Here is an 11,168-nt window from a genome sequence, read left to right on the forward strand (position 1 = left end):
CCGCACCGGTCCGCGCCGGGGCCCACGGCGCCGGCGCTGACGGCCCTACTCGCGTTCCGCGTCCAGCAGGGCCGCGGCCGTGAACAGCTCCACGCCCGCGGCGATCGCGCTCTCGTCGACGTCGAAGTCACCCCGGTGCAGGTCGCGCGGGGAGCGGTCGCCGGGCGGGCGCACTCCGAGCCGGGCCATCGCGCCGGGGACGTGCTCCAGGTACCAGGAGAAGTCCTCGCCGCCCAGGCTCTGCTCGGTGTCCTCCACCGAGCCGTGGCCGCGCCGGGCGATCATGGCGTCGCGCAGCAGTTCGGCGGCGCCCCGCTCGTTGACCACCGGGGGGACGCCGCGGATGTAGTCGAGTTCGAACTTGGCCCCGTGCAGCGTCGCCACCTCGTCGATCGCGGCGTGCACCAGGTCGGGAGCGATCCGCCAGGCGGGCAGGTCCAGGCAGCGCAGGGTGCCGGACAGCTCGGCGTGCTGCGGGATGACGTTGGGGGCGTGCCCGGCCTCCAGCCGCCCCCAGGTCACGGCGAGCCCGGCGCGGGTGTCGACCCGGCGGGACAGCAGTGCCGGGACGTCGGTGACGATCCTGGCCGCCGCGGTGACCAGGTCGGTGGTCAGATGGGGACGCGCGGTGTGGCCGCCGGGCCCGTCCAGGGAGACCTCCAGCCGGTCGCAGGCGGAGGTGATGGGGCCGGCGCGCAGCCCGATCCGGCCGGCCTCGACCTTGGGGTCGCAGTGCACCCCGATGATCCGGCCCACTCCCTCCAGCACCCCGGCCTCGATGGCGTCGGTGGCGCCGCCGGGCAGCACCTCCTCGGCGGGCTGGAACAGCAGCCGCACCGAGTGGGGCAGCCGGCCGGCCCGGGCCAGCCCGGCCAGGACGAGTCCGGCGCCGAGCACGGTGGTGGTGTGCACGTCGTGGCCGCAGGCGTGCGCCCGGTCCGGGACGGTGGACCGGTAGGGCACCGTCTTGGTGTCCGGGATGGGGAGCGCGTCGATGTCGGCGCGCAGCGCCAGCATCGGCCGCACGCTCTCGCCGGGAACCGCCCCGGCGGGGTGGATGTCGCAGATCAGTCCCGTACCGCCCGGGAGTACGCGGGGGTGCAGCCCGGCCTGCTCCAGCCGCGCCCGGAGGGCGGCGGTGGTGCGGAACTCCTGGTGCCCCAGCTCGGGGTGCATGTGGAGGTCCCGGCGGAAGGAGATGAGCTCGGCACGGAGGGCCTCCGGCAGGGCGCCGGGCAGCGGCGTCTCACCGGTGGTCCGGATACTGGACTCTGGCGACAACAACTGGCTCACCCCATCGAGGGTAAGCCCAGGTGACAGCCGCGTGCTGGAGTAACGCCCAAAGTTCATCCCCACGAGGCGGGAAAAACCGGATCGGCGATCGCATACGGCCTGGTGTGGATGGGTATGAACCTCGATTTTATTTGTTTCACAATGTGGTCACGGCTCGGCCGCGGGACGGACGGTCCGGATGTTGCGGACCATCCGGGCGGGCGCCGCGGGGCGTCTCCGGGAGGGGCCGGGAGGAGCCGGGGCGGTGCGGGGGCGGCGGTGCGGGAGCGGCTCAGGAGGAGGTCGGAGCCGCCGGCGGCAGCCGCCGTACGTCCCGCGCGGTACCGGTGACCCCGGCCAGGAAGCCCCGGGCGCGCGGTGAGGCGTTCTCCGTCAGCCAGGCCGGGTCCACCTCGCAGACGGCGACCGTCACCCCGGTGCCCGCCAGCGCCAGCGGCAGGGTGTGCACGACGGTGGACGGGAAGCTCAGGATCGTGCGGCCGACGGGCCCGCGGCGGGCCACCAGCTCCAGCGGGAGGTCCGGCCGGACGATCTCCAGCCCCGTACCGGCCGCTATCCGGTGCAGTTTGCCGGCGCTCTCCCTGCGGTGGGCGAAGTAGCGGGTCGCGCCGTGGGCCCGGGCCAGGGCGGTGACGGCCGCCAGATAGTGCCCGTCGTCCACCACCCCGGTCTCGACCAGTGAGGTGCCCACCAGATCGGTGCCGCCGGTGAGCGCGGGCGGGCCGAAGCGGGCCCTGGTCCAGCCGAAGTCGTTGCGGACGGCCCGCACGTGCTCGGGCGGCTCGACCGGCATCGAGCTGAACACCTCGACCCGGTGGTCCGCCGAGGGGGTCATACGGCGGCGGGCCGCCGCCGAGACGGGCGCCAGGAGCGCGGCGCGCGCTCCCCCGGCACCCCTGCGGTGCCAGCGCACCAGCCGCTCGCCGCGGGCGAGCTGGGTGACGAACTCCATGGTGGCCGTCCCGTCGTCGACCACCACCAGCCCCGCGCCGCCGGGCCCGGTGCGGACCAGGGACAGCAGCAGTTGCACGTACCGCGAGAACGGGTCGCCCACCACGATCCGCGCCGCCCGGCGCAGTGGTCCGAGCAGCGAGCCGACCGTCCGCAGCGGCGCGGTGGTGCCGCCGCGGGCCTCCTGCCAGCGGACGGCGATCCCCTCGTCGCGGGCCAGCTCGGCCATCCGCCGCAGCTGACCGCGGGTCATGGCCTCCCGCGGCGGCAGGACGATCACGGTGAGACCGGCGTCCCCCCCGTCTCCCCCGCCGCTCCCGGTTCCCGCGGCGCCACCCCGGCCGCCGCCGGTGGCGTACGCCCACTCCAGGACGTTGAGGAGCTGTACCGGGCTCTCGACGAGGGCGACGGTGCCCGCGCGGGGCGCGGCCCGGCCGCGGCGCGGGGCGCGCCGGGCCGCGGCCGGTTCCGGGACCGGGCCCGGCACGGGCCCGGTCCCGGGCTCTTCGGGGTGCGGAGGGGTTCCGCCGGTGCTCACCGCCGCCGGTCCCGTCAGACCGCCGCGGGCTCGCGGTCGGCGGCGGAGACCCCGGTCTCCTCCGCCTCGGCCACGACACCCTTGACCCGGCGCAGCTTCTTCATCGGGGCCAGCTCGCTGTCGTAGACCCGCTTGACCCCGTCACCGAGGGACTCCTCGATGGTCCGGATGTCGCGCACCAGGCGCTGCAGGCCCTGCGGCTCGACGGAGGCGGCCTGGTCCGAGCCCCACATGGCGCGGTCCAGGGTGATGTGCCGCTCCACGAAGGCGGCGCCCAGCGCGACGGCGGCCAGCGTGGTCTGCAGGCCGGTCTCGTGGCCGGAGTAGCCGATCGGCACGTTCGGGTACTCGGCCTGCAGGGTGTGGATCATCCGCAGGTTCAGCTCGGCGGCCTTCGCCGGGTAGGTGCTGGTGGCGTGGCACAGGACGATGTTCTCGCTGCCCAGCACCTCCACCGCGTGCCGGATCTGCTTCGGGGTGGACATGCCGGTGGAGAGGATGACCGTGCGGCCGGTGGAGCGCAGGGCGCGCAGCAGCTCGTCGTCGGTCAGGGAGGCGGAGGCCACCTTGTGGGCGGGCACGTCGAACTTCTCCAGGAAGGCGACGGCCTCGGTGTCCCACGGCGAGGCGAACCAGTCGATGCCGCGCTTGCGGCAGTGCTCGTCGATGGCCCGGTAGCCGTCCTCGTCGAACTCGACGCGGTGCCGGTAGTCGATGTACGTCATCCGGCCCCAGGGGGTGTCGCGCTCGATCTCCCACTGGTCGCGGGGGGTGCAGATCTCCGGGGTCCGCTTCTGGAACTTCACCGCGTCGCAGCCCGCTTCGGCGGCCGCGTCGATCAGCGCGAAGGCGTTCTCCAGGTCGCCGTTGTGGTTGATGCCGATCTCGCCGGTGACGTAGACCGGGTGGCCCGGGCCCACGAGCTTGCTGCCGAGGGTACGGAGGCGGGGGCTGGTCATGGTCAAGACAGTTCCTTTCCGAGGATCCACGAGGCGATCTCGCGGATCGCGCCGGCCCCTCCGGGTACGGAGGTGACCGCGCGGGCTGCGCCGCGCACGACGTCGTGGGCACTGGCCACCGCGACGGGCCAGCCGACCAGGCCGAAGCACGGCAGGTCGTTGACGTCGTTTCCGACGTAGAGCACGCGCTCCGGCGCGATGCCCTGCTCCTCGCACCACTGTTTGAGGGCGAGGTCCTTCCGGTCGACGCCGTGGAGCACCGGGATCCGCAGTTTGCGGGCCCGGGCGGCGACCACCGGGTTCTGTTCCGTGGACAGGATCAGCAGCGGCAGCCCGGCGCGGCGCAGGGCTGCGATGCCCAGTCCGTCGCCGCGGTGGACCGCGACGGTCTCCCGTCCGTCGGAGTCGACGTACACCCGGTCGTCGGTCTGGGTGCCGTCGAAGTCGAGTACGACCGCGTCGACGTCCTCGCGGCCCGGCAGCGCGCCGGGCCGACCCGGCGTCCCGCCGTCCAGCAGCGGCGCCAGCGCGCGGGCGCGGGCCAGGTCGTGCGGGTCGTCGATCTCCAGCACGCGCGCGGGATCGGTGCGCACCAGCTCGGTGCGGCCGAAGAAGCGGTGCCCGGCGGCGCGGAAGCCGTCGGCGCGCATCGCGTAGGCGGCGCCGGTCTCCAGCAGGTCCTGCGGCCGGTCCTGGCGGCGCGGGCGGTACGCCTTGTCGTGGTTGACGCCGTGGCCGCCGTCCTGCGCGGCGTCCGCGGCTTCTCCGGCGTCCCCGGTGCTCCCGGGGTCTCCGTCGCGCCAGACGAAACCGTGGAAGGGCGCGACGGTCAGCGCGCTGTCGGCGCCTCCGTCGGTCACCGCGGCGGCCACGCCCTCGATGTCCTCGCGGGTCAGGAAGGGGCTGGTGCACTGCACCAGCAGCACCACCCCGGCCGCCCGGCCGTGCCGCTTCTCGTGCGCGTCCATGGCGTGCAGGACGGCGGCCTCACTGGTGGCGGTGTCGCCCGCGATGCCGGCGGGCCGCTCGACGACCTCGGCGCCCGCCCCCCGGGCGGCCTCGGCGATGGCCCGATCGTCGGTGGAGACGAGCACATGGGTCACGCCCCGGGCCGCCAGGCACTCCCGTACGGCGCGGACGACCAGCGGCACGCCGCCGACGGTGGCGAGGTTCTTGGCCGGCACGCCCTTGGACCCGCCGCGGGCGGGGATCACGGCCAGCACGGCCGGGGCGGTGGCCGGGCCGGTGGGGGCGGCGGTGGCCGCCGGAACGGTGGGGGACACGGTGACGGCTCCTCGCCGGGCTGGGTTCTCGTCGGTGGTGGTCACGCCGGGCGCGGCATCTGCCGCGCGCGCTCCCCGGGCCTGTGCCGGGCGCTCCCCGCTCACAGCTCCCCCATCCGGCGGATGACGGGCGCCACGCGCTGGACGCCGTGGCGGTACGCCCCGCGCGCCGCGTCCCGTACCGCCGACCGGACGGCCCGGCGCAGCCCGGAGGCCTGCCGGTCGGCGGCCGTGTCGGGCCGGGGCGCGCCCGAGGGGTCGAGGCCGTGGCGGGCGAGGATGCCGGGGAGGTAGCCGGGCGCGGTGGTGAGCGTGTAGTAGGGGGTGACCGGCGGCAGCGCCGGGCGGGCGGCCAGCGCGGCGACGCGGGCGCGGGCGGCGTCGAAGGCCGCCTCGTAGGAGCCCCCGGCCGCCACTCCCTGCCGGGCGGTCCACACCGGGTCGGCCTCGGGGAGCAGCCCGGCGTCGAGCCGGTCCCAGGAGGTGAGGCAGCCCGAGCCCAGGAAGTGGTGGTTGCCCAGCGCCTCGCGGACACCGAGGTCGGTGAGGACCGCGGTGGGGATGCCGCGGTGCAGCGACTCCAGGGCGGCGGTGGAGCTGACGGTGACCAGCAGGTCGGTGCGGTCCAGCACCTCGCTCATGTGGCCGTACACCAGGCGGCAGTTGGGCGGCAGTCCGCCGGGAAGCCGCGCCGCGAGCTTCTGGTACGGCTGCTCCTCGATGTGCGTGGTGTGCTCGCCGGGCCTGCTGCGCAGCTTGACCAGCACCTCGCGGTCGGGGTGGGCGCGGGCGTGGCCGGCGGCGCGGCGCAGCAGGTACGCGCGGTCGGCCCGGGAGGCGGGCACGGAGGGCTGGACGGCGAAGACCACGGTGCGCGGCCGGCCGGCCGCCTCGGTCCACGGGACGTACGGGGCGCCGCCGAGGAAGGGCAGCGCGCACTCCACCACGCTGCCGGCGTCGGCGCCGACGCCCGCGTAGACCGCGCGGAAGCGCTCCGCGTCATGGGTGGAGTTGGCCAGGACGACGTCCGCGCCGTGCCGCAGCAGCAGCCCGTCGGCGAGCTTCTCGTAGACGACGCCCACGTAGCCGGTGACGGTGACCGGGCGGCGCTCCGCCCCGTTCAGCTCGTGTGCCAGACCGTGCAGCATCGCCTGGACGGTGCCGCCGACGCAGGAGAGGACCACCACGTCGTACGTCCCGCGGTCGGCGGCGCGCAGGAACTCCGCGGCCGTCACCTCGCGCAGCCCGGCCACCCGCGCCCCGACCTCGTCGAGCTGGCGGGCGGTCGGGGTGGCGCGGCCGCGCAGCAGCAGTCCGTCGACACGTGCGCCGGGGGCGATGCGGTGCGCGGTGAGCGCACCCCACTTCCAGCGGGTGTCGGAATCCGCGAGCACGGCGACGCGCAGCGGCGCCTCTTGGGAGTCGTGGGATTCCTGGGAGTCCGGGGGTTCCGGGGATTCCGAGGAGTCAGGATCGGTACGTGGTGGCACGCCGCAGACGCTAGGAAGCCTTTCCTATTGTCCGCCCAACGTGACCACAACAACTGGTTAACAGGATGCCGACGGAAACCCAACCGGCCTTCTGGGCAATGGAGTTCACCTGCCGTACGCCACGATTTCACCGAGGCGTACGGTGCCGGTCGGCACCGGCGCCACCCGGGCACCTAAGGTCACCCGGGTGGTGAATCTCTCCGTCGTCGTGCCGTTCCGCAATGTTCGGCCGTACGCCCCCGACACGCTCCGGAGCCTGCGCGCGAACGCGGCGGAGGGCATCGAATTCGTCCTGGTCGACGACTTTTCCACCGACGGCACGGAAGATCTTCTGGAAAGGGCCGGAAAGGACATTCCCGGAGCCGTCGTCGTGCGCCGCGGCGAGCAGGGCGGGGTGTCCGCCGCCCGCAACACCGGTCTGGAGGCCGCCCGCGGGCGGTTCCTCGCCTTCCTCGACGGCGACGACTGGGCGGCGCCCGGCCACTACCGCGAACTGCTGGCCGCCGCCGAGGCGCTGGACTGCGACTTCCTCCGCACCGACCACGTCCGCTGCACCGGCCGCACCCGCACCCTGGTGCGCGTCCCCGAGGGCCGCCGGGGCACCGTGCTGGACCCGCGCGACGCGATCCTGCCCGCGCACCGCTCCACCTCCGTGGACTACGCCTACGCCTGGGCGGGCGTCTACCACCGGCGGCTGCTGGAGAGCGGCGTGCTGCGCTTCGACGCGGCGCTGCGCACCGCCGAGGACCGGCCGTGGATCTGGCGGCTGCACCGCGAGGCGTCCTCCTTCGCCGTGGTCGGCCTGACGGGCATCTTCTACCGGCGCGGGGTGGCCGGCTCGCTCACCCGGATCGGCGACGAGCGGCAGCTCGACTTCATCCCCGCCTTCGACCTGCTGGTCGAGGAGACCTCCCGCGACCCGGACGCCGCCGCGCTGCTGCCGAAGGCGGTGCGCACCTACTGCGCGGTGCTCCACCACCATCTGACCGGCGACCGCTTCGAGCCGCGGCTGGCCCGCACCCTGCGCGCCCGCTGCGCGGCCGCCCTGCGGCGGCTGCCCGCCGGGGTGCTGGCGGACGCCCTGGACGGCATGGACACCGCCCGCGCGGCGCGGCTGCGGCGGCTGCGCCGCCGGCCGGCGGCCGTCCCCCCGCGGCTTACGGGCCGGTCCCGCCGCCCGTCGCCCGGCCGCGCGGAGGCCTCCCGATGAGCGTGTCCGTCCCCTACGGCGGCTCCCCCGTGCAGCTGCTGGTGGTCACCACCTCGCACGGCGCCGCGCTGCTGGCCGCCGCCGCGGACGCGGGGCTGCTGGGACCGGCCCGGGAGCGGCTGCCGGTGGTGGCGTCCGCCGCCCCCGTGCCCGAGGCCGTCCCCGCGCCGGCCGCGCCGCCCGGCGCCGCCCCGCCCCTGGCCCGCTTCGGCCGGGTGCTGTCCTGGGACGCCGTCGTCCGCCCCCTCCACCCCGGCGGCTGGGTGCCGCGCGCCGACGACGCGCCGCTGTGGGAGCGGCAGCTCCGCGCGCTGTGGGGGCTGGGCGGCGCCGGGGTGGAGCTGGTGGTGGAGCGGGTGGAGTCGGCTCCGGCGCGGGCGCTGGCGCGGATCTTCCCCGACGCCCCGCTGACCGTCCTGGCCCCCGGGCTGTCGGCGTACGGGCCCACCCCCGGCAGGCTGGACCCGCTGACGGGCACCCGGGTGCGCCGGGTGCTCCACCCGGACGTGCTGCCCGGGCTGCGTCCGCTGCTGCTGGCGGAGTTCGGGACGGCGGCGCGGGCGGTACCGGCCACGGCGCTGCGGGCGGTGGCGGCCGAGTGGGCGCGGGAGCTGGAGCCGCCGGTGCCCGAGGCCGGGGGGCGGGCGCCCGGGGAGGACGCGTTCGAGGGGTGCGCGCTGCTGCTCGGGCAGGACCCGGCGGCACCGGGCGCCCTGCCGCCCGCCGAGGAGGGGCGGCTGTACGGGCGGATGCTGCGCCGGGTGCGGGAGCTGGGCCACCGCACGGTGGTCTGGACCCCGCACCCGGCCGCCCCCGCCCACCGGGTACGGGGTCTGGCGGCGCTGGCCGGGGAACTGGGGGTGACGCTGGGCGTGCCCGGGGGCGTGCCCGGGGGCGCGCCCCCCGCCGAGGCGCTGTACGAGCGGCTGCGTCCGGCGCTGGTGGCCGGCTGCGCCTCGGGCGCGCTGCTGACCGCGGGCGCCCTCCACGGGCTGCCGGCCGCCCGCCTGGGCACCGGTGCGCTGCTGGAGGGGATGGTCCCGTACGAGAACGCCGACCGGGTGCCGGCGGTGCTCGTCCACGAGCTGCTGCCGGACCTGGCGGCCGGGGAGCCGGCGGGAGTCGTCCCGCCCGGTCCGGGGGAAACGGCCGAACTGGCCGAACTGGCCGAACTGGCCGGGCTGGTGCGGGCGGTGGCCTACTGCATGTGGCCGCGGGTCCGTCCGGAGCTGCGCGGCGAGGCCGAGCGCTTCCTGGCCGCCTGCTCCCGGGACCGCCTCCGGCGTCACTTCGCGCGCCGCCGGCTGGCCGCACTCGCCCTGCCCGGCGCGGTCCCCGCCTCCCTGGCGCCCCTGGCCCGCAGCACCACCGTGCGACGCACGGCACGCCGGGCACGCGCCGTGGTGCGCGCGGTGCGGTGAGGCGCGCGAACGTGTGCGGCGCCACGTGTGCTTCGTCACAGCCGCCCGCCGGCGGCGGACCGCCCCGGGGCTCATCGGCCCAGTACAGAAGGCACATCGCGGGCGGAACACCCCGCCGGGCCCCGGCGGGGGAAGTGAGCTGCGTCTCTGTTTAAACGGCGCGTACCCCCGCATGCTGGACGAGTCGCGGCCCCGGCCGCGCACCCGGATCACACCCGGACCACGCCCAGACCGGCGGAGTGCCGGTTCACCGGCCTGTCACGCGCGAGACGAGGACACCCCATGGCCCACACGATGGCGGCGACGACCGCGGCATCCGGAGTCCGCACCGGCGGACCGTCGGACGAGGAGCGGGACAGGCTCATCGACCAGGCGCTCGGCTGGACGCTCACCGTGCTGGTCGCCGTGATCGTCACCGGCCTCGGCCTGCTGTGACGGCCGGATCCGCCGGCTGAGACCCGGCCGGCCCGCGCGAGGCCCCCGGCAGCGGCTGCCGGGGGCCTCGCGCGGGCCGGTGCCGGGCCGGTCAGAAGGTGTCGGTGGGTACGTAGGCGCCCCACACCTCGCGCAGGGTGTTGCACACCTCGCCGACCGTGGCGCGCTCACGCAGCGCCTCCTTCATCGGGTACAGCACGTTGTCGCCGCCCTCGGCGGCCTTGCGCAGCCCGGCCAGGGCGGCGTCGACGGCCGGCTGGTCGCGCTCGGCGCGCAGCCGGGCCAGGCGCTCGGCCTGCTGGGCCTCGATGGCCGGGTCCACCCGCAGCGGCTCGTAGGGCTCCTCCTCGTCGAGCTGGAAGCGGTTGACCCCGACGACCACCCGCTCGCCGGAGTCGGTCTCCTGGGCGATGCGGTACGCGCTGCGCTCGATCTCGCCCTTCTGGTAGCCGTGCTCGATGGCGGCCACCGCGCCGCCCAGCTCCTCGACCTTCCCGATCAGCCCGGTGACCAGCTCCTCGATCTCGTCGGTCATCCTCTCGACGACGTAGGACCCGGCGAAGGGGTCGACGGTGGCGGTCACGTCGGTCTCGTGCGCCAGCACCTGCTGGGTGCGCAGCGCCAGCCGGGCCGACTTGTCGGTGGGCAGCGCGATGGCCTCGTCGTAGGAGTTGGTGTGCAGTGACTGGGTGCCGCCCAGCACCGCGCCCAGGCCCTGCACGGCCACGCGCACCAGGTTCACCTCGGGCTGCTGGGCGGTGAGCTGCACCCCCGCGGTCTGGGTGTGGAAGCGCAGCATCAGCGACCTGGGGTTCTTCGCGCCGAAGGTCTCCCTCATCACCCGCGCCCAGATCCGGCGGGCCGCGCGGAACTTGGCGACCTCCTCCAGGATCGTGGTGCGGGCGACGAAGAAGAAGGAGAGCCGCGGCGCGAAGTCGTCCACGTCCATGCCGGCCGCGACCGCGGTGCGTACGTACTCGATGCCGTCGGCCAGGGTGAAGGCGATCTCCTGCGCGGGCGTCGCCCCGGCCTCGGCCATGTGGTAGCCGGAGATGGAGATGGTGTTCCAGCGCGGGATCTCGGCCCGGCAGTACTTGAAGATGTCCGAGATCAGCCGCAGCGAGGGCCTGGGCGGGAAGATGTAGGTGCCGCGGGCGATGTACTCCTTGAGCACGTCGTTCTGGATGGTGCCGGTCAGCTTCGCCGCCGGCACGCCCTGCTCCTCGGCCACGAGCTGGTAGAGCAGCAGCAGCACGGCCGCCGGCGCGTTGATCGTCATCGAGGTGGAGACCTCGCCCAGCGGGATGCCGTCGAACAGCACCCGCATGTCCTCGATCGAGTCGATCGCCACGCCGACCTTGCCGACCTCGCCGCTCGCGATCGGCGCGTCGGAGTCGTGGCCCATCTGGGTGGGCAGGTCGAAGGCGACCGACAGACCCATGGTGCCGTTGGCGATGAGCTGCTTGTAGCGCGCGTTGGACTCGGTCGCCGTGCCGAACCCGGCGTACTGCCGCATCGTCCACGGCCGCCCGGTGTACATGCTCGGGTAGACGCCCCGGGTGTACGGGTACGCCCCCGGCTCGCCCAG

Annotated in this window: 9 protein-coding genes; 3 read left to right on the plus strand and 6 right to left on the minus strand. The window is 75.5% G+C overall.

Features of this window, described 5'->3' with window-relative positions; translation table 11 throughout:
* Positions 1-45: 45 nt before the first annotated feature.
* From CUT44_RS17115 to CUT44_RS17135, 5 genes are all read right to left on the minus strand, one after another.
* The gene (locus tag CUT44_RS17115; protein WP_233221446.1) at positions 46-1,293 is read right to left on the minus strand and encodes an amidohydrolase; all 1,248 of its coding nucleotides are present in this window, start codon (positions 1,291-1,293) and stop codon (positions 46-48) included.
* 271 nt (positions 1,294-1,564) lie between these two features.
* Positions 1,565-2,731: a hypothetical protein gene (locus CUT44_RS17120; protein ID WP_100202732.1), complete on the minus strand. Its 1,167-nt coding sequence runs from the start codon at positions 2,729-2,731 to the stop codon at positions 1,565-1,567.
* Positions 2,732-2,796: 65 nt separating this feature from the next.
* Positions 2,797-3,741: an N-acetylneuraminate synthase family protein gene (locus tag CUT44_RS17125; protein ID WP_100202733.1), complete on the minus strand. Its 945-nt coding sequence runs from the start codon at positions 3,739-3,741 to the stop codon at positions 2,797-2,799.
* A 2-nt stretch (positions 3,742-3,743) separates the two neighbouring features.
* Positions 3,744-5,024, minus strand: coding sequence for an N-acylneuraminate cytidylyltransferase (locus CUT44_RS17130; protein WP_199185733.1), 1,281 nt, complete (start codon positions 5,022-5,024; stop codon positions 3,744-3,746).
* A 101-nt stretch (positions 5,025-5,125) separates the two neighbouring features.
* Entirely contained in the window at positions 5,126-6,514 is a 1,389-nt protein-coding gene (locus CUT44_RS17135) for a DUF6716 putative glycosyltransferase (RefSeq protein WP_100202734.1), read from the minus strand.
* Positions 6,515-6,701: 187 nt separating this feature from the next.
* Between CUT44_RS17135 and CUT44_RS17140 the strand changes: the two genes are divergently transcribed.
* The 3 genes from CUT44_RS17140 (at position 6,702) to CUT44_RS32580 (ending at position 9,580) form a co-directional block, all read left to right on the plus strand.
* Positions 6,702-7,724, plus strand: coding sequence for a glycosyltransferase family 2 protein (locus CUT44_RS17140; protein WP_100202735.1), 1,023 nt, complete (start codon positions 6,702-6,704; stop codon positions 7,722-7,724).
* Positions 7,721-9,145, plus strand: a complete 1,425-nt coding sequence (locus tag CUT44_RS17145; RefSeq protein ID WP_100202736.1) for a hypothetical protein — start codon at positions 7,721-7,723, stop codon at positions 9,143-9,145. Before CUT44_RS17140 ends, CUT44_RS17145 begins: the two co-directional genes overlap by 4 nt.
* A 282-nt stretch (positions 9,146-9,427) precedes the next feature.
* Positions 9,428-9,580: an SCO1431 family membrane protein gene (locus tag CUT44_RS32580; RefSeq protein ID WP_107488056.1), complete on the plus strand. Its 153-nt coding sequence runs from the start codon at positions 9,428-9,430 to the stop codon at positions 9,578-9,580.
* A gap of 91 nt (positions 9,581-9,671) precedes the next feature.
* Here the strand turns inward: CUT44_RS32580 and CUT44_RS17150 are convergent.
* On the minus strand, positions 9,672-11,168 hold a 1,497-nt coding region (locus CUT44_RS17150; protein ID WP_100202737.1), incomplete at its 5' end, for an acyl-CoA mutase large subunit family protein.

Source organism: Streptomyces carminius, from assembly GCF_002794255.1.
Taxonomy (GTDB): Bacteria; Actinomycetota; Actinomycetes; order Streptomycetales; family Streptomycetaceae; genus Streptomyces; species Streptomyces carminius.